The following is a 20,967-nucleotide window of genomic DNA, read 5'->3' on the forward strand; positions in this document are numbered from 1 at the left end:
TTCTATAACATCTTAGGTGTCAGAGTAGATGACAAAAAATCACGTATATATATGTGTTCTATCCCTTCGTAGCTATTTTCAAAAGAGCGTTCGCCAGAAACAACAATCTTAGGATAATTATCTCTGATTTTTAACAAGTTGCCAAATTCACGCGTAATCGTTTCTGGGTTCGATAGTTCGATTGCTACCTGAACGTATAATGTTTCGCCACCTCTTGTACATACAAAATCTATTTCTTCGGGAGAAAGAGTACCTACCTTAACGTCATATCCGCAAAATAAGAGGTGATTACAAACTACGTTCTCTAATCGTTTAGCTCTGTCTTGTGGCTTGTATCCTGCTACTGCATTTCGGATACCCATATTCTCGAAAAAATATTTTTCGCCACGTTCGAATAATTTTTTACCAACAATGTCATAACGGCCTATCCGATGCACAACAAAAGCTTCTGCTAGTGAATCGGCATATTCCGAAACTTGATTCGGTGAGATATTTACCTTCTGACTTTTCAAAAAATCGCTTATACTATTCGACGAAAAAAGACTACCTATATTATTCGCCAAAAAGCGGATAAGTTGCTCCAAAAAAGCAGTATTCCGTATCTTCTTCCGTTCTACAACATCACGCAATATGATTGTTGAATATACGCTACGAATATATTCCATAATTACTGCCTCGTTCAAAGGAAGATGTATCAGATATGGTAAACCTCCAAAATGAAAATATTTTTCAAGAGAATCATCATCGTTAGGTAGTTTGTGAAAACTTAAAAATTCAAGATATGAAAGGCTGTAAATTCTGAACTCTACGTAACGACCGCCAAGTTCGTTTGCCAAATCACTGGAAAACATCTCGGAATTACTTCCTGTAATATAAATATCGTTGTTATCGTCCAATGCAAGTGAGCGAATGGCGACCTTAAAGTCTGCAATTTCCTGAATTTCATCAACAAAGATGTAATTTTTTCTGTCACCGACTAATCTCTTTGAAATATAGTCGTGTAGTTCCCGATAGGAGACAATATCTTCGAATTCAATATCTTCCTTGTTGATATAGATAATATTGGCATTTTCCTCCTCCTTTTTAATCAGTTCAATAAGTTGGAAAAGGATAAAGCTCTTTCCTACACGCCGATGGCCTATCATCACTTTAACAATAGGAGTTCGCATAAAGGGTTTTATTCGCTCTATGTAGGTATCTCTGTGATGCAGAATGCTTGGAAATTTTGCCATTGTATTTTAGTTACCATTATAATTAGATGTAAATATAGTAATTATTTTAATCATGTTTATAATAATCGAATAAAAATCGCTTTATTGGACTTTCAATTACATTAAAGTTGATTGAATTTACTCATTGCATTAGCCTTTATGTCATCGGCAATGTCGATATACGGCTTCATAGCTTTGTAGTCACTGTGCCCCGTCCATTTCATAACTACTTGTGCAGGAATACCCAACGAAAGAGCATTACAAATAAATGTTCTCCTGCCTGCATGTGTACCTAAAAGCGCATATTTAGGCATTACTTCATCTATCCGTTGATTTCCTTTATAGTAAGTCTCCCGTATAGGTTCGTTTATTTCTGCCAATTCAGCCAGTTCTTTCAGATAATCATTCATTTTTTGATTACTGATTACGGGCAATACCTTGTTATTTTCAAAATGGATATCTTTGTATTTATCCAAAATGGAACGGCTATGATTGTTCAGTTCTATAATCAGACTGTCAGCAGTTTTGACTGTGGTTACTTCAATATGTCCATTTTTTATATCACTCGTTTTGAGATTATATACATCGGAATACCGGAGACCCGTGAAGCAGGTAAACAGAAAAACATCACGCACTCGTTCCAGATACTGTTTATTTGCAGGAATCTTATAGTTACGTAGTATGTTTAATTCATCCCATGTAAGAAAAATCACTTTTTTCTGTGTGTTTTTCAACTTAGGTTTGAAAGTTTGAAAGGCGTTATTGTTATGATAGCCTTTTTTATGGCTCCAACGTAAAAACCATTTAAGAAAACCCATTTGTTTGCCTATGGTACTGTTCCGCATGTTCTTTGTATCTCTCAAATAATTAACATATTCAATTAAACCCGATTCGTCCAACATTTCAAATGACAGGTTTGCATTGAAATTGCTCAGGTGATTTTTGACTGCTGCAAATTTTTCATAGGTTGAATCCGTCCAGTTATTTTGCATTCCGCATTCTTTAACAAACTCATTGAAAACTGTCATTAAATTGATAATAGGCTTTTCTTCTGCTGGCTCTATACTTTCAACAGGGTTGCACTTGTTTGTAAATGCTTTTTTGAGTTGTTCAGGTGTCGGAATAAGTTCCTGTACTTCATATTCTTTGAATATAGACTGTATGTCAGCAGAATATTTCAATAAATCGGCATTGATGTCAGATGCACTTTGCTTCAGCTTATTGGTACATCCATTTTTGACATGTTGTTTATCTGTATCCCATTTAGACGCATCAATTCTGTAGCCTGTACTAAACTCTATCCGATTTCCGTTATAAATAACACGCATACGAATAGGTACGTTATCCACTATCAGCACTCCGTTTTTCTTCCGGCTTTCAAGGGTGAAAATGATATTACGTTTGATGTTCATATCTCAATGGATTTATTTGGGCGTAAAATATGCACCCAAAATTACACCCAATTTTCGATATATGCAATAATATTCAGGAATATTCTATTTGAATTATAAATTGTATATACAATTGATTATATGAGTATTGATATGGTATGATATTCGATGAAGGTTCAGGAGAAAGAGCCTCTCTCTCCGCTAAGATGATGAGACGATAGTGGACATCACACGGACAAAAGCCTACAAGTCAATGATTTGTAGGCTTTTTTGTTTGTATTTTGTCCAGCATAAAAGACACCAAAAAGACCTCAAAAGACACAAATCTGTGCCTAAATCGTTACCGATTCCATACCGGACAAAAACGGTAACGATTTGTCCAAAAATGACCTCTCGCTGTCCAAATTTGTACAGCCTGTATATATCTCACAATTAATACATTAAAAGTAATTTTGTAACATTAAAAAGTGAGATTATGAAGAGTACATTCAAAGTCCTTTTCTACCTAAAAAAAGGGTCAGAAAAACGTAATGGAGAGGTAACAATTATGGCAAGAATTACCGTTGATGGAAAAATTTGCCAGTTTAGTACCAAACAAAGCATCCATCCCGATAATTGGAGTGTGAAAGCTGGTAAAGCGACCGGGAAGTCCTGCGCACAACTCAATAAGTTGCTGGAAGATATAAAAGCATCATTACATCAAATCTACCATGAACAGCAACGGCGTGAAAACTACGTTACTGCCGAACAAATCAAGAATGAATTTTTAGGGCATACGGAGAACCACGAAACGTTACTGAATTTATTTCAGAAGCATAATGATGATGTAAAGCAGCTTATAGGTCTATCTAAATCTGCATCTACCTATCAAAAGTATGAAGTAACCCGCAAGCATCTTGCGAATTTCATCCAAGCTAAGTACAACCTTTCCGATATAGCTTTGAAGTCTATTAACAATATGTTTATCAATGACTTTGAAGTATATCTTATGACAGTTGGCAGATGTAACCATAACACGACTGCCAAGTTTATGCAATTCTTCAAGCGCATTGTTTTGATTGCCCGTAATAATGGGTTAATTGTCGGCGACCCTTTTGCTAACTATAAAATACGCCTACAAAGGGTTGATAGAGGTTATCTTACAGAAGAAGAAATCAAGAAAATCCTTGAACTAAACCTTGTTTCCGAAAGGCTGGAACACGTTCGGGATTTATTTCTCTTTTCCTGTTTTTGTGGTTTGGCTTACATAGATGTAGCAGGGCTTAGAAAAGAGCATATCCGCAAATCGTTTGATGGCAACCTATGGATTATGACTAAGCGTGTAAAGACCGGAATAGATGTAAATGTGCCGTTATTGGACATTCCAAAGATGATTTTGGATAAGTATAAGGATAAGCTTCCTAACGGTAAAATCCTTCCTGTAATCAGTAATCAAAAACTTAATTCCTATTTGAAGGAGATTGCCGACCTTGCCGGAATCAAGAAAAACCTTACGTTTCACCTTGCCCGTCATACCTTTGCCACCACAACGACACTGGGTAAAGGAGTTCCCATTGAAACCGTTTCTAAAATGCTGGGGCATACCAATATTGAAACGACCCAAATCTACGCCCGCATTACTAATAATAAGATTAGTGATGATATGAAAGGACTTTCCGAGCAATTTACGGGTATTGAAAAAATCTATAAAAAAGTGGCTCAATAGTTACCTATTTCCAGTAGGTAACCAATGGGTAACGAATTAGGTAACGATTTTTATTCTAAAACATTAAAATATAAATAGATATGGAATTACAAGTCATTCAAAACAAAATCTTTGAAGTCCGGGGATACAGGGTAATGCTGGACTTCCACTTAGCGGAGTTATATAATGTAAAGACAAAAGTTCTCAAACAGGCTGTAAAACGTAACATTCAGCGATTCCCTTCTGACTTTATGTTTGAACTGGATAAAGAAGAGTTTCACCAACTGGTCACAAATTGTGACCAGTTCCCCGAAACCTTAAAACACAGTTCTGTCAGCCCAATGGTTTTCACGGAACAGGGTGTAGCAATGCTTTCTACGGTATTGAGAAGCCAAACAGCGATAGATGTAAATATATCTATTATGCGGGCATTTGTCCTGATGCGACAAATGGTTATCGGATATGATGAACTTCTTAAACGTATCGAGGAACTGGAAGAAAGCACAGATGCACAGTTCAGTGAAATATACCAAGCTTTAACCCAGTTATTAAGTAAACCTGACCCCAAACCAAGAAAACCCATAGGATACAGGATACCTGATGAAGAAAAATAACTTATCACAGATTGTGATAACCTAATGATGGCGAGCCGACAAAGCCCGCCATTTTTTATTTAGCCAGTTTCAAAATTCGGATTGCACCACGAATAACAACAAGAAAAACTACTATACCTATTATCAAATCAGGGATATTGCTTTCAAGCCACCAAACAAATAAGGCTGCTATAATAACTCCAATATTTATAATAACATCGTTTGCCGAAAATATTACGCTTGCTCTAATATGTGCATCCTTACTTTTAGTACGTTGAAGCAACCATAGACAGATGGAGTTAGCAAGTAATGCAAGTAAGCTAATGACAATCATAGTCTTAAATTCGGGCATAACCTCAAATCCTAAGAAACGCCTTATAACCTCTGACAGCCCTAATGCTGCAAGTAAAATTTGCAGGTAGCCGCTTATAAGTGCCACTCGCTTTTTCTTTGCAATAACAGCCCCCACAGCCATAAGGCTCATACCATAAACAAGAGCATCTGCCAACATATCAAGGCTATCTGCTACTAATCCCATTGAACCTGAAATAAGCCCTGTTGTAATTTCAATCAAGAAGAAAGCAAAATTGATTGCGAGTACAATCCATAGAACTCTTCGCTGTCGGGCTGGATTATCGGTAGAATCATTACCATCTGTTGCCACTGTTTCTTGAAGCTTTGCACCAAGATTAAGTGATTCAAGTTCTGTAATAAAATTACTGCTGTCGCCACTATGTGTTACAACTAATATCCGTTTTGCAAGGTCGAAATCAAGATGCTTGATAGATTTATTATCCTGTAATTTCATGCGAATAAGGCTTTCTTCACAGGGGCAATCCATTTTTGGAATATGAAATATTGATTTATACATAATTAGAACCTTTATTATATGATACAAAAGTAATGCTTTTTTGCCAGCTTCTTTAACCGTAAACCACTCCCATAGGCAGTCATTCCATCGGGGCGGTTATTCCTTTCCATTTCTATATGCAAAAGTATTTACGGCTTCTTAACGTCTTTGAAAGTTCAAGCCCTAAAGGGTTTGATGCAAAAATCTTCCTACTGCGCTTCGCTTGAGAGTATTTTTCCACAAAAACTTGCAAAGACTAAAGCCTACACTTTCCGGCATATATGAAACGAAAACGACCGACCCGACGGAAAGACGCATATAAAAAAAGTCGGATTTACGAGAAGCAGGAAAAAAAGGTTATGAAACTCAACTCCCTCACCTCAAGAATCCGCATATATCTAAAAAATCAGAAGTTATGGAAGCAACAAGTTTAAGCGAAGCAAGGATTTATGTAGGTACATATGCAAAGTACAACGATGGCTCAATCGAGGGCAGGTGGTTTGACCTTTCCGACTTTTCGGACAAAGACGAGTTTTACGAAGCTTGCAAGGAGTTACACGCAGACGAAGAAGACCCGGAATATATGTTTCAGGACTGGGAAAATATACCGGATGAATTAATAGGCGAAAGCTGGTTATCTGACAATTTTTTCGACATCCGGGATGCGATGGACGATTTAAGCGAAGACGAGCAGGAAGCGTTTATGGTGTGGTGTAATCACGGTTCGCACGACCTATCAACCGAAGATGCAAACGACCTTATTTCTTCTTTCAGAGACGATTTTCAGGGCAAATATAACGATGAAGAAGATTATGCCTATGAAGTTGTAGAACAGTGCTACGAACTGCCGGAGTTCGCAAAAACATACTTTGATTACGAAAAGTTTGCCCGTGACCTATTTATGGGTGATTACTGGTTTGAAGATGGTTTTGTCTTCCGGGCTTCCTGATTATTCACCGGGCGGGGAAACCCGCCTATAAATCAATTAACAATGAAAACAGGCGGTTTATTCAGATTATTGTTCCGGGTGGGGTTACTGGCTTCAGTAATTTATTTTCTGTCCACTTCGGCGGGTATATGGGCAGTATTGATAATAGCGTTTTTTGTTATCCGCTTTATCCTGCGCTTACTTGTATCTGTATTGTATAGCCTTTTGATAGCTGCGGTTTTCATTGCCTTGTTATTCACTTTTTTAATGTAAATATATGGAATCACTAAACAAAAACGGAGTGTCCACGACCCAAGAGCCGGGACAGGAAAAATATGTAACGTTCATTGCGGGAGCGTTCAGGGGGACAGAATATTTTCAGTATGATTACCGCCATACAGATGGAGAACTTTTCTCTACGGTAGCGAAAACGCTGGAAGAGTGCCGGAAACGGCGGGATGAATGGTTAAACGAAAAACAATGAATTATGAAAGCTTATATTTTATTTCAAACAGACGTACACAAAACAAAATCGAGCCGTGTTTGCTTTGGCGTTTTTTCTACGGAAGAAAAAGCCATCACAGCAGCAAAAGAAAACGATTTATACAGTTATCAGTCAGAAGTCGAAATCATAGAATGTGATATAGATAAATTTGAAGAATTATAAACCAGCGGGCGGAAACCCCGCCCGCTACTTTCTTTCGTGAAGTGTGCTGAAAAAGAAAGTAGCAAAGAAACCGCTTTCCAAACTTTTGATTTTTATTGATGAAAGGATCCACCGCTAACCCGGTGGATTTTTCATGTAGATAAAAGCTATCTATTATTCTACTATTTCGTAATCGTCAGCCATGAAATCTTTTACATTGAATGCGTAATTTTTTTCGTCTTCCGTAGGTGTGTCTGTAATTCGTATATAACGTTTTTTCAAATTAAATACTAACCTTTTTTGAGAATATTTCTCAGCAAAACTTGCTATAAAAAACTGTGGGATTATCTGAAAAACACATTCAATTTCCGATAGCAGCTTACTGTCGAAATCAATTAAATAATTAGCATCGTGAGTGACTTTATGCCTAATTTCAAAACCTTTTTCTAAAACAAAATCCACCTTTTCTTTAAATGAGCCGTCATGAATCCACTTGAATATTAAAGAATAGTCTTTATGTATTATTCCATTAAAAACATCTGCGGTGAAATAATCTGTGATTGTTTGACTTTCTCTATGAAGAATAAAATCAAAAGCGTCTTTAGTCTGTGCAAGATTTTGAAAATTATATTTTCTTGCTGTAAATTCACCAATGGTCAAGTCAATAGGTATTTCTTCTTCCTGTTTATTATTCAATTCAGCTTTAATGATAGGGTCTGCATCACATAAGAAGATAAATAAATCTCTAAAAAAAGTTTCCCAACAAGTGATTAACGAACATACATATAGTCCTGTTGCTATCTTCAAGTTTGTGTCAAGTTTTTTATTGTTTTCTTTATAATAATCAAGTTCTTTGTGTATGAAATTATTTCTATCTCCTAAATTATTCAATAGATTCGATGTGATAGCCAGCATAAAATCATTCTCATTGTAAGGATTTCTTGTTTCTCTATATTTCTTTATTTCAAGTAACTTCTTCGTAATTTTTGCCATATCTTTTTATGAAATGAAGTTTATCCTGCAAAATTACTCATAAAAAAGACATGATTAGCATTTATCAAACGTTTCTAATGTATTCATCTAGAAGGGTCTAAATACTTTTACGATAAACAAACGCTGGTGAAGTCCCATCTAATTGCTATCTTTACGGGCAGATATAATATTAAGATTCAATGATAAAGGATATACCAAATTCTGATGAATACAAAGATGTTGCTATCGAGTGTTTAATTCAGGCATACAACAATATTTACAACGTTGATAATACACTAAATAATGAAACACCTCGTGAAGAAATATGGGAATACAATCAAATTGTCCTAAGAACTGCAATAGTCCTTATTCATCAAGGATTAGAAGGCTTAATGAAATCTGAAATATGCAAGAAAACACCTTTATTGCTGATTGATAGAAAGCGAAGTGATTGGAAGACTTTACCTGATAGTGCAGATGAATCATTTTCTGAAATGAATACCATTGGTGGGGATGATTTATTAAGAACATTTTTTGCTTGTGTTAATACTAAAAAAATAGATACTAATTTTTTAAGTCATTATGAGGAAATAAGGATTAAACGAAATAAAATAGTTCATGGAATAGGAACGGAGAAACTTACACCGGAATATATCTTAATTTTAATCTTAAATTCTTTTACATATTTATTAGGAAAAGACAGCTTTTGGGATGCTGTATCAAGTAAATTTTATAGCCATCCGGGATTTAAATATGAAGATTCAGATATTGAATGGGAAGATATGATACATTATAATAGAATGGAATATCTGAATCTCTTCATTGGAAAAAAGGAATTGAAAAAACATTTTTCAACAGATATTACAGCCAGAGAATATTTATGTCCTTTTTGTATAGAAAAAGCAGAAATGATTACAGAAGATGGGTTAAAATACCCTGACAGCAAGTGGGCGTTTTTAAATCCCAATAAACCAGATTCAACAAATATGAGTTGCATCGTTTGTGGAACAGATTTTGGAATTATACGAGAAGATTGTGAGAAAACAAATTGTAAAGGGAATGTAAAATATTTGCTTGAAGATGATGATACCACTGAAACTTGGGTATGCTTAACGTGCTGGAATGAAGAAATAAAAAACACCTGACAAAATTACTTGTCAAGTGTTTTTCAAGACGTTGCCTAAAGCTTGTTATTCCTTTTGCTCTTCTTTCTCATTCTCATTATTAAAAGCAAACGTTAGCTGTACCACCTGTCCGAAGCTGTCTTCAATATATACGTCAATTTGTTGCTGGTCGGTGGAAGCCGAAGTATAGTATAGACGGAACGTTTCGCCCGGAAGCGGGTACAAATCATTTGGAAGAAAAACTGTTCCGTCCGCCATCCGAAGCGTACCTTTTCCATCCGGCTGAAAATACCTGATGAAATACTTCGTTTCTTCGTAATAACCTTCCCGGTTAAGCTGAAAACGTATCTCTGCCGTTTCGCCTATCTTAATCCGTTTTTGCACGGGCATCGTTGTTACCGTGAACGGGTAAACCTGCTGAATATCCAGCTTATCATCACAAGAAAACACCAGCAGCATTGCTCCCAGCAAGGACACCCCCATCAATATGTTTTTGATTATCTTTTTCATATCGAACTAATTTATTATGAATTTAAAACCGACCCCGAACTGTGTATGGAACTTTCCGATGGAAGAACCGAACAGCGCACGTTCACGGGCATTGATAAGAAAAACCACCCTATCCGTCAGGTAAGTTTCCAGTTCCAGTGTAGCAGCCCCACCATAAACAAAGGCATCTTTGTTAGTGAGCGTAGAACCATCATATAGTTCTTTGTCTCCCCAGTTACTTGTTTCATATCCGGCAAGAGCCGACAACCCGAAGGACAAAAAGAAAGTTTTCCTACGGTCGGAAAGTATTTTGATATAATACCCGCCTTCTCCTGTAAACAGGCTTAAAGGCACGGTTACATTCTTATATTCATACTCCTTATTGAAGTATTCCGCACCGACCACCCAACGGTTTCCGTTTTTGGTATAAGTGGCAAGCGCAGCACCGAAATAGTAAGCCGATTCCGGTTCACCGGGCTTCTTAAAGCCATCCGCCATTCCGCCCGTAAGTTGGAATCCCTTTTGTCCGGGCAGGTAACGTTGTGCGTGTGCCAGGTTAAAAGTCTGGCACAAACACAACACTGCTATAACACAGATTAATTTCTTCATTTTACTTGATTTTAAGTTCGTTAATCACTCTGGCGTTCACAATATCCGAACTTTCGATACGGATATTTTGGTGACGGCCACCGTTCTTTTCGACCAGCTCTACCACCAGTATCTTATCGTCCGGGATGGTGAACTTTGGTAAGGTATAGACCGTGCGAACAGTGGATTTTCCGCCTATGGTAATCACTTCGTTAAAACTGCGGACGGGATAAAGTACCGATTCCTGAATGGCAGTGCGCTTTGCCACCTTCTTATCGACCACCTTAAATTTAATGAAGTCCGTATCGAACGGAACATTGGAAGAGTTCTTCACCTGTGTATGGAAATAGAACATTCCGTTATGCACATAAATTCCCTTGATTAAAAATTGTATCCCGAAACGCTTGCATCCCAAGTGGCGTATTTCTCTATCGTTATTTTTATAAATAGACTGCATTATCAGCTTTACCAGCAACGGCGATTCATTACCAAGTTCACGGAAGTAAATGTTCATCCGGGTATGGGAATAATCGGTTATACTTTCATTCTCAAGGAAATCTTTCATTTCTATATTCAGCATTTCCGGTTCATGGGCGTATTTGGCATTGAAAGAATAAAAACTGCCGTCCTCACAAATAACTGAAAAGTTGGTTTCTCCCGGAAAACCTTCGGTAGCAGCTTTAATACGGATAACATTTTCTGCCCCATCCGCTTTTCCTGCGATAAGATGGTTAGAACCCAAATCCACATATTTGACAGTGGAAGGGAAGATAATGTGTACTGTTTTGGCAAAAGTTACCTGAACACCATAAGGCGTAATCATCTGCCCGTAAGGAAATTTTTGGGTAATACCCTGAAACAAATCATTGCTTTGCGCTTTGACCGTTACCGCACCGATAACCAGTGCGAACATGATAAATAACTTTTTCATTACAAATTGATTTTAGTTGCCGTTGGCGGATGGATAGCCCACTTCCCGGCGGATTAATAATTGAGAAATTTTTGTGGTTATTATTACTGTTTTGTGTATAGCATTACTTTATAATCGGCTTTCAGGTTTACTTTTACCGTCCTGAACTTTTTTGAGAGGTATTGCGAACCGCCTTGAAGAACACCCCTTGTCAAATCCGACACGATGGCAGTCCCCGCATTTTGATTGACAGTAAAACTTGAGCCAAGCCCAGCCCCGATATTTGCCATACCTTCGTTCAGGGCTTGCATTTCCAGCGAGGACGGAACGGATAAACCTTTTTGCCCGTCCGAATCATAGACCACCAATTCAACCGGAATGATATTACCTTCATATTCCAATGAAGATATATTAATATCCATGCGCTCACCCTGAACCCGTGCCGTTCCTGATAACAGGCTGTTTTTCGGCATACGGATATGACCTGCCTGTAACGGCTCTAACAGGCGAAGCCGGACATTCTGCCCGTCCATTACCGACTGGTCTTCATGGATACAGGCAAGAATAGTATTCTTTCCCATTAACGACCCAGTTCCGACCGCCGTATTAAATCCAAAGTTCCGGGGCTGGCTATATGCTGCGATAAACTCCGCATCACTCATAGGTACTTGTAATCCCGAAACGGTTTGTTCCGTTACCGCTTGCACAGGCAACGCCTGAACCTTTCCCTGTATGGATGCAGTAGGTGTAACCTGTTTCACTGCCTGTTCCTGCCCGCCGTTCATGTATTTGGCTGCCAATTCATAGGATTTTTCAAGTAGTGCCAGTTGTTCGTCTGCCGTACTTTGGGTATTCTCCCGTTCGTACAGCCGGGATTCCAGTTCTTCAATCTTCCGTGCCAGTTCTTCTTTTTCCGGGTCTTCTTTAGGTGTTTCGTAAAAACTTCCCAACTGTCGGTTTATATCCTGATAGGCATAAGCCGAAGATTGGACATAAGAACTATTGCGGGAAGAACCGCCGTAATAACTCCGGCTGTTACTTGCTGATTGTTCTTCCGGCAGGTCGGCGGTCAGGCTCAAATTATCCGTAACCTTATTTTCTTCACCCAATGTAAACCCGAAGTCCTGTAAAGAACGCATCCGGTCTTCCTGTTTGGATTTCATGGATTCCTGTTCGTAAGCCGTCTTTTTATCGCTATATATCCCGTCTTCTTTGGGTAATGGAATATCGGCATTAAAACCGCCGATTTCATCCGGCTTTACTTCGTCTTTTGAGGACGGGGCAAATATCAGCCACATACATCCGGCAAAGGCAAGGAACATCAATGGGAAGATGATTAGTTTCTTCCGTTTCTGTAATTCCTGCGGGGAAAGCTGTTTTTTCTCTTTCCTTTCTTTGTTGTTACTCGTTTCCTGATTCAAATTCTGATTCTGTTCCATATTTTTGTAATTGATAATGGTTTATACTGTCTTTTCGTTCCAGTTCCAAGCGTTCAATGTGCCTTATCTCCATAAATTCTTTCTCTGCACTCTTCTTTCCTATATTATATATGGAAGAAACCGTCCAGTAAATAGATAGGATGCTACCGCCGAGAATAAAAGTTATGATAATGATTATCCGGGCATCTTTCGACAGGCTTCCACAAGCGTATCGCAACTTATCATCTACCCAGTCCCGCAGGTTTGTTAATGATTTCTTTACCATAGCCCTACCGTTTTAATACTTGTAAATCCTTATTCTCCGTAATCTCGAAAGCTTCAATGGTAAATCCATGCGGGTTGTTATCACTCCTTACAGAGTTCAGCAACCGGCATCGGGTAACAAGGCTTCTTTCGGTAACACTGCTTTCCCGGATAATCATTTGCCGGGCATAGGTCGCCACCTGATAGGGATAGTGGTCAAAGTTGCATATTACACTGTCCACCTGTACCGACTGGTTGATGTTCCCGGAAATGATACGGTTATAATATCCCTTTTCGGATAAGTCCTTATAGTAATTGAAAGCACTTTTATCCGCCAAGTATAAGGAACGCTGTATGTTCGATTCAATGGCGTTCTTATCCGGCGACAGGGTAAAAAAGAGTTCGTGGAAACGCCGAACGTGTTCCTTTGCTTCCACGGGACGGTTCTGTGATAAGTCCTGCGAAAGTGCCAACATAAGGGATTTACCCCCATCAAGGACGTAAATTTTTTCACGCTGTTTTTCTGCAAAACTATACGAGTTCCAAAGGGCATAACCCACAATCCCGGCACACAGGCATATAAATACAATCCCGAACAGGCGTATTTGCTTGAAACTTGTTTCTATATTCTTTAAACTTTTAAACTCCATATTTTTACTGTTTATTTTTTAATTAATTTTCCAGCAATGTTTCCACCTACTGCCCCTGCTGCTGCACCTGCAAGGTTTCCGCCACCGCTTGCTGTCTTAGAAAGATTCCGGTTCATACCACCCAATCCGCCAGCTTGTATAATCCAGTTGGATACAGTCGGAATGGTGAAGTATCCCACAATTCCTATAATCATAAAAATGATGTAAACTGTATTGGAACTGTCGGGTATAAAACTGGGGTCGTCCAATAACTGTAAATCACGTTCCAGCATTAAGACCTGAATCCGGGCAAGGATGGAACTGAATAAATCCGATACGGGAAGCCACAGATACACGCTTACATAGCGTGTTATCCATTGTGTTAAGGTTGATTGAAAGCCATCATAGACCGATATTGCAAAAGCAATCGGGCCAAGTATGGCTAACACAATCAAATAAAACGTCCGTATCGTATCTATGACAAGGGCAGCAGCTTGAAAGAGTATTTCCAACAGTTCCCTGAACCAGTCCCGGACGGCTTTCTTTATATTGTAAGAAGCCCGTTCCATATACATCCCCATTGTCGTAATCAAATCCGAAGGCGACCATCCAAGTTCATCCAGTTGCTTGTCGAACTCTTCATCAGAAACGAGATAAGCGGTTTCAGGATTCCGAAGCATGGCTTCATACTCCTTTTTATCTTTCAGTTCCCGGTATTTATTCATATCAAAGGTCTGTCCTTCCAGTATTTGATTCGTTCCTTTTACTACCGGGGATAATACACTGTTTATCGTTCCCAGTACGATAGTTGGAAAGAACATAATGCACAGACCAATGGCGAACGGTCGCAAAAGCGGGTACACGTCTATTGGTTCAGCTCTCGATAAGGCTTGCCATACCTTCGCTGCCACATAGAACAATGCACCCAATCCCGCCACACCTTTGGCTACCCCTGTCATGTTACTGCACAGGGGCATCATATCCACATAGAGATTTTTCAGAATCTCATGCAGGTTTCCCCAATCAACGGCTAACAACGTCATAATTACCAGTATCTATCGTTAGCAGTTCCATACAGGGCTATCACACGGTCAGTATCGCTGATTTTCTTTGCCCGCAGGTAAGACACGGATATGTTTTTGCGGGTGTAGTAGGATACCAAATTCCGGTAATTCAATACGGAATTATAGGCTTTGTCTATCCGTTCCATACGTTCGGCATCGGTCATGGATAGCCCGTTGATATTCACAACATTTTTAAGTTCGGTCAATACATCCGAACTTTCTTCCAGCAGTTTGGAATACCCGAAAGCAATGGCGTTGAGTTCTTCCGGTCGGAAGTTCTTATCCGATAACATTAGCTGGAAGTTGGTAACGTATATATCCGTAATCTCACCCAGCAAAAGCACGGTTTTCTGTACTTTGCGGGCATCTTTTACTAAATTGTTTACCGATTTCAAGGCATCATAATATTGCTTGCCTTGGTCGTACAATTTCTTGGTTTCCTTGAAAGTATCTACCGTATTGCCTACAATTTTTGAAGTCTGTGCAATTTCTTTGGTAGTATTGACAATACCTTGAGCCAGATTTGTCGGGTCAATGACCGCCCATTGTGCGCTGGCGTTACCTGCAAACAGGCAGAGTGCCACGACTAACATCATTATTTTTGTTTTCATCGCTTTAATTTTTTGATTGTTTTTTACTTCTTACATATTCACCGCCGGAGGATAATAGTATTCGGTCGGTTTCACTATCATAGCTTACCAGTATGGAAAATCCTGTTTCGATAAACAGGTATCCGTCCTTTTCTATGATTTGATAGGTTTCCGCACGGGTTTCACCCCTGCGGGTTCTTCGTTGCATGGTTACTTTATAGCCATCCGCACTTTCAAAGACCGTGAATGATGGTCGGTTTGTAACGCTTTCCCAATGACCGCACATGGCTTTCAGTCGGTCGGCGTTTGTTTCTTTGCAGGAAGACAAAGCCAGTAGAATAGCACAGAGAAGCACCGGGAAGATGATTTTTATTTGTTTCATATTGATTTGATTTTAATTGGGATTACGCTTACTTTCGGCAATCTGTTTAATAGCCAGTTCAAGGTCGCCATCCAGCCTTTCGGCAAGTTGGAACAGTTCGAGTTTTTCAGTTTCTTCCGTTGTAAATGCGTAATACTCTTCCAAACTCACTTCTGTGGCATATACAGCCGACTGTACGCCACCCAGTCCTATCCATACTTCTTTGTACTTCCGTCCCGGATGGTTCGCCATGTTGATGGAAAGTATTTGCGCTTTTTCTTTGTCGGTCAAACCCAGCATCGCTTGTATGCTATCGAACTTGTTCATGTATTTGCGCTGGTCGAGCAGGATTTTACAGTCGGAGTTCGTTATGATGGATTCTTTCACAATGGGAGAATGGACAATATCGTCCACTTCCTGCGTTACCACCACCGCTTCGCCGAAGTATTTACGCACCGTTTTGAACAGGTATTTCAGGTAATGTGCCATGCTGTCTTTGGCGATAGCCTTCCAAGCTTCTTCCAAAAGCAGCATCTTACGGATACCCTTTAACCGCCTCATTTTGTTTATGAAAACTTCCATCAAAATGATTGTAACCACAGGGAAAAGAACTGGGTTATCTTTGATGGCATCCACCTCAAAAACGATGAAGCGTTTGTTCAACAAGTCCAGTTCCTTATCCGAGTTCAACAGGTAATCGTATTCGCCACCTTTATAGAAAGGTTGTAGTACGAACAGGAAATTATCAATATCGAAATCCTTTTCCCTGACATTCTGTTCGTTCAGGTTATTCCGGTAATCATTTTTGATAAATTCGTAAAAGGAATTAAAACTGGGTACGATGGACTTATCCTGTGTAATCCGGTTAATAAAATCGCTTACAGCATTGGACAAGGCAACGCTTTCCGCCCCGGTGGGTTTTTCATGCTCCTGTTTCCACAAGGTCAGGATAAGCGTTTTGATGGATTCCCGCTTCTCAATATCGAAGACATTATCTTCGGTATAGAATGGATTAAATGAAATCGGGTTATCTTCGGTATATGTAAAATACACACCATCTTTCCCGCCAGTCTTCCGGTGGATTAATTCGCATAATCCCTGATAGGAATTTCCGGTATCCACTAACAGGACGTGTGTACCCTGTTCGTAATACTGGCGTACCATGTGGTTGGTAAAAAAGGATTTTCCACTTCCGCTCGGCCCAAGAATGAATTTATTACGATTCGTAATAATTCCTTTTTTCATGGGCAAATCGGAAATATCAATATGAAGCGGTTTTCCGGTAAGCCTGTCCACCATCTTAATCCCGAACGGGCTGGGTGATGATTGGTAGTTCGTTTCTTCCGTGAAGAAGCACAAAGCCTGTTCAATAAATGTAAAGAAGGATTCTTCCGCCGGAAAATCGGCTTCATTGCCGGGGATACCCGCCCAGTAAAGGGTCGGGGTATCCGTTGTATTGTGGCGGGGCTTGCACTCCATCAAGGCAAGCTGGCTTCCCACATCATTTTTGATATGCTTTAATTCCTCTTTATCATCCGCCCATGCCATTACGTTACAATGGCAGCGAACGGAGGTCAAACCCTGACTGTGCGCTTCGTTCAGGTATTCCTCTATCCACTCTTTGTTCACCTGATTGGAACGGCTGTATTTGGACAGCGAGTGCATATTACGGGCTTGCTTCTCAAAGCGTTTCAGGTTCTCCGCATGGTCGTCTATAAAGATATACTGGTTATAGATATGGTTACAGGAAAGCAATACGCCCACAGGCGAAGCGAACGACAAACGGCAGTCGCTACGGTCGGTGGACAGCTTTTCGTAACGGGAATCAGTAGTAACTGCACCCGGCAGGTCTTCCACATCCGAAAGCGTATGCAAGCATAAAATATTATCGCCGATACGCATATCTTCGGGGTTCAGTTGCATATCCAGTAGTGTAGTCGTATCACTCTGCGACAAGGAAAAGTATTTTTCAATAATCCCAGCTTTTTCCGGCGTTCCGGTAATATCATCCGAAGTCAGACGGGTAAGGGTGATAAATCCCGAATCGTTCATAATCCGTTCAAACTGCCCTACCGATTCCAAAAACTTCGTTACCGTTTCTTTATCCTGAATTTCCTTTGGGATGATGAAGCCCCGGCAAAGCGTATTAAAATTACTTTGGGTACGGCTTCTTTCCTTTGTGGTTTTAGTCAGGAACAGGTAACAGGTATGATTCAGGAACGGTCTTTCATTGAAATGCCGTTCAAAGCTTCGGGACAGGAAACTTAACCCATCCTTTTGAATTTCAGGGGTATAGTTTTCCTTAATAAACCAGTCCTGCTTATGCACAATACTGTAATCGGGCAATACTTTGATTGCCTTATGCCAAGCGGAATGTATCGCTTCGTATTCGACCCCGGTAACGGTGAACAGTTCGGGTAGTTCAACCCGGAACGCCACCGTAATATCGGCATCCTTACTGATGATACAATCGTGTTCGGCTGCCAGCAGGGGAAATTTACTTTCCAATGTGGCAGCTTTTAATATATTCCTCATGCGTGCTTCTGTCTTTTATAGGTGAATAATCGGGGGATGGCTTTCCGGTTGATAATGTACCGGGGATGGCTTCTGCGGGCGGTCATTTTCATAAGACCGTGAGTACCGTATTTATCATTCAGCATAAAAGTGAAGTACACAAGAGCCGAAGCCGCTACGACCCCGAACCCGATGCAAACCCACTGGTTTATACCTATCATGTAAAGAATGATGAACAATACGAAGACGGCAAGTAGCCCGCCTGCAAAAATGAAAAGGTATTGGCTGCGAAGCCCTTTGAACTCCGCAGGTTTTCCAATCCCCCTGTTAATTGAATAGCTAATCATAACACCTATGATTACAGGAAGAATGAACGAAGGATGGTAGCAGCCACAATCAGGAAGATACAAGCCCCGAACCATGAAGCTGCGGTTTTGCTTGTATCCGGGTCACCCGAACTGAACTTGTTATACACCTTTACACCCCCAATCAAACCAACGACAGCCCCAATGGCATACACCAACTTTGTCGCCGGGTCAAAATAGCTGGTAACCATGTTTGTAGCTTCTGTAATACCACCTACGCCGTTGCCCTGTGCAAATGCGGAAGTTGCAGCCAAGACGATGGCTGCGGAAAGAAATATTTTCTTTTTCATTATAAACTTGATTTTATGATGCCGGAAAGCGGGTGGATAGTCCGCTATTCCGGCGGGATTAATAATTGAGAATTTTTGTGGTTGGTCTTCTGACCTTTTTTGAATGGTTAAGCCCAGCTAACCGTAATCTTTTTCTTTCATACCTGATTCGTTTTAAAGGTTCTACATATAGTCGTTCATATCGAACGCCTGTAAATCTTCGGGGCTGGCTTCGTTTGGCGGGGCGATAAATACAGCATCGTATTTACCCAGCATTTCCGCCACCCGTACCATGCCCCCGTTTATCTGTTCCATCATTGTGTCGTACAGGCTGGTTTGTTGCATAACCGACAAGGTTTGCAGGGCTTTCCGTTCCTCTTCTTCCGGGGCTTCCTGCTCCCTGACGACCTGTACCGCTTGTGCCATTTCTTCAAAGGAGATACCCCGTGCCGACTGACCTTCACCGCCAGTGATAAGTGCGATTTCTTCTGCTTCCAGTTCATCTTCCGGTACTTCATCTTCATACTTCATTTCAAATTCAACATCCATCGGCTGCGGGGTGTCTTCCGTGTCAGCCGGGGCAAATATAGAAGCATTATCAACCCCTTTAGAAAACTGGCTTTCAGTGTCTTCGTATGGCGTTACTTGTCTTAACCGGAAAGTTGTTTTACCTACGACAGCCTTTTCGTTTTTACGGTTGCCGGGGCTTTCGGAAGAGGAACTGTTTGCTTCCTTCCTGAACCGAAAAAACAGGACGAGGTAATAAAGGACAACCCCAGCTATCATTAATTTTAGTATCATATCGGGCTTTCAAAAGTTTTCTTATACAGTTCGTTGATTTCGTCCTGATACTGGTCGAAGTGATTCAGGATAATTGTTTCCACATAGCTGCTTACAGTCGCTTTTCGTTCACCGATAACCATTACTATTTTCATAAGCTTTTCATGGGTGGAACGACTTACATATATCGGCTGGCGGTCGGGAAGTTCCATTTTCTGAAAATAGGTTTCCCGGTAATCGGTAGGGGTACTTTTCTTCCGGCGGGTAGTTTCCCGGATGGTTTTTGCTTCCGGTTGCTGGACAGGTTCTACCACAGTTTCCTGTCTTACTTCCGGCGTATCCGGTTCTTTACTTACTGCTTTAGGTGAAATTTCCTGTTTCATGGGTAAACCCTGTGAAATGATTTCTTTCATAAAATCTTCATCCACCTGTACTTTTTCCTGTTTTGCCATATTAGTATAGTTTTATAATGTATCCTATTTCAGCCACCAACTCTTCAAGGTTGCTGCCTTTTATCATTCGCTTATCCGCAGGGAACAGAGTGGAACGGAAGACAGAAGTTTTATCACCGGACAGTTCCTTTTTGTAGCGTTTGGTATCCGGGATAAAGGTTTTCATAAGGGGTAATTTCAGTTCGCCGATGGTATTTTCATAAATTTTATACAAGTCGGTTTTCTCCCTGCCATCGACCTGATTCCAAAATAGGTGTAAACCTTGTATCCGGTAAGCTTCATTCTGTACCAGCAGGTTGTTTACCGTCATGGCGAATGAAAGACTGCTTTCCAGTACCACCCGGTCGGCGGTAATCGGTGTAAAGATGTAGTCCATAGAAGCCAGCGAACTGATAATACCTTCGCTGTTCACCGTTCCCGGCAGGTCGAAAAAGACCACATCCATTTCCATCGGCTCTGTTTTCAGGAACTCTTCGGCTGTACTGATGGCAGCTTCGGGAGTGCTGCACAAGACCGGATAGGCTTTCTTTCCCAATGCTTTGAACTGATTAAAGGCAAGCACCTTGTAATTGGTATCATTGTTTACCTGTTCACCGTCCCGTTTACGCATGGCACTGATACTGTGCTGCGGGTAGTCGCAATCGACAACCGCTACATTGTAGCCTTTCAGGTAATAGAGATAGCTTGCCACCAATACCGTGAAAGTGGTTTTACCGACCCCGCCCTTTTGGGTGGAGAAGGCTACTAATAATGTTTCTTTCTTCATTTCTTTAATTCTTTATTGTTTTACTTCATTATTGATTGACTGCTTCATTCTGTGCAGTATTGATTTCCATATTGTTATCTGTAATTCAATCTGTCTTTATCGACTTGCA

At 40.2% G+C, this 20,967-nt stretch carries 25 protein-coding genes and 1 pseudogene; 6 read left to right on the forward strand and 20 right to left on the reverse strand.

The genetic code is table 11. The features are described 5' to 3' along the window. Positions 1–2 precede the first annotated feature (2 nt). From D0T85_RS01155 to D0T85_RS23135, 3 genes and pseudogenes are all read right to left on the reverse strand, one after another. Complete coding sequence (locus D0T85_RS01155) at positions 3–1,232, reverse strand: ATP-binding protein (RefSeq protein WP_239060609.1); 1,230 nt, start codon at positions 1,230–1,232, stop codon at positions 3–5. A 101-nt stretch (positions 1,233–1,333) separates the two neighbouring features. Next, positions 1,334–2,239 (reverse strand): tyrosine-type recombinase/integrase, encoded by a 906-nt coding sequence (locus tag D0T85_RS01160; RefSeq protein ID WP_370459915.1) that lies wholly within the window; start codon positions 2,237–2,239, stop codon positions 1,334–1,336. Positions 2,240–2,301: 62 nt separating this feature from the next. Then, a pseudogene (locus tag D0T85_RS23135) lies at positions 2,302–2,623 on the reverse strand (Arm DNA-binding domain-containing protein); the annotation flags it as partial. A 454-nt stretch (positions 2,624–3,077) separates the two neighbouring features. Here D0T85_RS23135 and D0T85_RS01165 point away from each other — a divergent pair. Next, positions 3,078–4,307, forward strand: a complete 1,230-nt coding sequence (locus D0T85_RS01165; protein ID WP_163209389.1) for a site-specific integrase — start codon at positions 3,078–3,080, stop codon at positions 4,305–4,307. An 80-nt stretch (positions 4,308–4,387) separates the two neighbouring features. Beyond that, entirely contained in the window at positions 4,388–4,900 is a 513-nt protein-coding gene (locus D0T85_RS01170) for an ORF6N domain-containing protein (protein ID WP_039419991.1), read from the forward strand. Positions 4,901–4,955: 55 nt separating this feature from the next. Here D0T85_RS01170 and D0T85_RS01175 read toward each other — a convergent pair whose 3' ends face one another. Beyond that, positions 4,956–5,750, reverse strand: coding sequence for a cation transporter (locus tag D0T85_RS01175; protein ID WP_036868598.1), 795 nt, complete (start codon positions 5,748–5,750; stop codon positions 4,956–4,958). Positions 5,751–6,144: 394 nt separating this feature from the next. Here D0T85_RS01175 and D0T85_RS01180 point away from each other — a divergent pair, with 394 nt between their 5' ends. The 3 genes from D0T85_RS01180 to D0T85_RS01190 all read left to right on the forward strand — a co-directional run bounded on the left by D0T85_RS01180 (position 6,145) and on the right by D0T85_RS01190 (position 7,324). Continuing rightward, positions 6,145–6,678 carry an antirestriction protein ArdA gene (locus D0T85_RS01180; protein WP_163209391.1) on the forward strand — a complete coding sequence of 178 codons (534 nt, stop codon included), beginning with the start codon at positions 6,145–6,147 and terminating at the stop codon, positions 6,676–6,678. Between the two features lie 256 nt (positions 6,679–6,934). After that, a complete protein-coding gene (locus tag D0T85_RS01185; RefSeq protein ID WP_163209393.1) occupies positions 6,935–7,141 on the forward strand; it encodes a DUF3873 domain-containing protein in 207 nt (68 codons plus the stop codon). 3 nt (positions 7,142–7,144) lie between these two features. Beyond that, positions 7,145–7,324, forward strand: coding sequence for a hypothetical protein (locus D0T85_RS01190; protein ID WP_163209395.1), 180 nt, complete (start codon positions 7,145–7,147; stop codon positions 7,322–7,324). A 153-nt stretch (positions 7,325–7,477) separates the two neighbouring features. Here the strand turns inward: D0T85_RS01190 and D0T85_RS01195 are convergent, their stop codons facing one another. Continuing rightward, complete coding sequence (locus D0T85_RS01195) at positions 7,478–8,296, reverse strand: hypothetical protein (RefSeq protein WP_163209398.1); 819 nt, start codon at positions 8,294–8,296, stop codon at positions 7,478–7,480. Between the two features lie 179 nt (positions 8,297–8,475). Here D0T85_RS01195 and D0T85_RS01200 point away from each other — a divergent pair, with 179 nt between their 5' ends. Next, positions 8,476–9,420, forward strand: coding sequence for a hypothetical protein (locus tag D0T85_RS01200; RefSeq protein ID WP_163209400.1), 945 nt, complete (start codon positions 8,476–8,478; stop codon positions 9,418–9,420). A gap of 45 nt (positions 9,421–9,465) precedes the next feature. Here the strand turns inward: D0T85_RS01200 and D0T85_RS01205 are convergent, their stop codons facing one another. From D0T85_RS01205 to D0T85_RS01275, 15 genes are all read right to left on the reverse strand, one after another. Next, positions 9,466–9,909: a DUF3872 domain-containing protein gene (locus D0T85_RS01205; protein WP_163209401.1), complete on the reverse strand. Its 444-nt coding sequence runs from the start codon at positions 9,907–9,909 to the stop codon at positions 9,466–9,468. Between the two features lie 6 nt (positions 9,910–9,915). Continuing rightward, positions 9,916–10,497, reverse strand: coding sequence for a conjugal transfer protein TraO (locus D0T85_RS01210; protein ID WP_163209404.1), 582 nt, complete (start codon positions 10,495–10,497; stop codon positions 9,916–9,918). 1 nt (position 10,498) lies between these two features. Next, positions 10,499–11,407: a conjugative transposon protein TraN gene (traN, locus tag D0T85_RS01215; protein ID WP_163209406.1), complete on the reverse strand. Its 909-nt coding sequence runs from the start codon at positions 11,405–11,407 to the stop codon at positions 10,499–10,501. Positions 11,408–11,490: 83 nt separating this feature from the next. Further along, entirely contained in the window at positions 11,491–12,825 is a 1,335-nt protein-coding gene (gene traM / locus D0T85_RS01220; protein ID WP_163209408.1) for a conjugative transposon protein TraM, read from the reverse strand. Beyond that, positions 12,788–13,090: a TraL conjugative transposon family protein gene (locus D0T85_RS01225; RefSeq protein ID WP_034542538.1), complete on the reverse strand. Its 303-nt coding sequence runs from the start codon at positions 13,088–13,090 to the stop codon at positions 12,788–12,790. Before D0T85_RS01225 ends, traM begins: the two co-directional genes overlap by 38 nt. A gap of 4 nt (positions 13,091–13,094) precedes the next feature. Beyond that, positions 13,095–13,718 (reverse strand): conjugative transposon protein TraK, encoded by a 624-nt coding sequence (gene traK / locus D0T85_RS01230; RefSeq protein WP_163209410.1) that lies wholly within the window; start codon positions 13,716–13,718, stop codon positions 13,095–13,097. Positions 13,719–13,729: 11 nt separating this feature from the next. Further along, positions 13,730–14,740 carry a conjugative transposon protein TraJ gene (gene traJ, locus D0T85_RS01235; RefSeq protein WP_036844670.1) on the reverse strand — a complete coding sequence of 337 codons (1,011 nt, stop codon included), beginning with the start codon at positions 14,738–14,740 and terminating at the stop codon, positions 13,730–13,732. Between the two features lie 2 nt (positions 14,741–14,742). Continuing rightward, positions 14,743–15,372, reverse strand: coding sequence for a DUF4141 domain-containing protein (locus D0T85_RS01240; protein ID WP_025003725.1), 630 nt, complete (start codon positions 15,370–15,372; stop codon positions 14,743–14,745). Positions 15,373–15,376: 4 nt separating this feature from the next. Beyond that, complete coding sequence (locus tag D0T85_RS01245) at positions 15,377–15,733, reverse strand: DUF3876 domain-containing protein (protein WP_036844667.1); 357 nt, start codon at positions 15,731–15,733, stop codon at positions 15,377–15,379. Between the two features lie 12 nt (positions 15,734–15,745). Beyond that, positions 15,746–18,247, reverse strand: a complete 2,502-nt coding sequence (locus tag D0T85_RS01250) for a TraG family conjugative transposon ATPase (protein ID WP_163209412.1) — start codon at positions 18,245–18,247, stop codon at positions 15,746–15,748. Continuing rightward, positions 18,244–18,573, reverse strand: coding sequence for a DUF4133 domain-containing protein (locus D0T85_RS01255; RefSeq protein WP_163209887.1), 330 nt, complete (start codon positions 18,571–18,573; stop codon positions 18,244–18,246). Before D0T85_RS01255 ends, D0T85_RS01250 begins: the two co-directional genes overlap by 4 nt. Positions 18,574–18,584: 11 nt before the next feature. After that, positions 18,585–18,881, reverse strand: a complete 297-nt coding sequence (locus D0T85_RS01260; protein ID WP_025003727.1) for a DUF4134 domain-containing protein — start codon at positions 18,879–18,881, stop codon at positions 18,585–18,587. 162 nt (positions 18,882–19,043) lie between these two features. After that, positions 19,044–19,661 carry a hypothetical protein gene (locus D0T85_RS01265; RefSeq protein WP_203558392.1) on the reverse strand — a complete coding sequence of 206 codons (618 nt, stop codon included), beginning with the start codon at positions 19,659–19,661 and terminating at the stop codon, positions 19,044–19,046. After that, on the reverse strand, positions 19,658–20,092 hold the full coding sequence (locus tag D0T85_RS01270; protein ID WP_163209414.1) for a DUF3408 domain-containing protein: 435 nt from the start codon (positions 20,090–20,092) through the stop codon (positions 19,658–19,660). Before D0T85_RS01270 ends, D0T85_RS01265 begins: the two co-directional genes overlap by 4 nt. A gap of 1 nt (position 20,093) precedes the next feature. Beyond that, positions 20,094–20,858, reverse strand: coding sequence for a ParA family protein (locus D0T85_RS01275; RefSeq protein ID WP_163209416.1), 765 nt, complete (start codon positions 20,856–20,858; stop codon positions 20,094–20,096). Positions 20,859–20,967: the final 109 nt, after the last annotated feature.

This window comes from Bacteroides sp. 519 (assembly GCF_010500955.1).
Classification (GTDB): Bacteria; Bacteroidota; Bacteroidia; order Bacteroidales; family Bacteroidaceae; genus Bacteroides.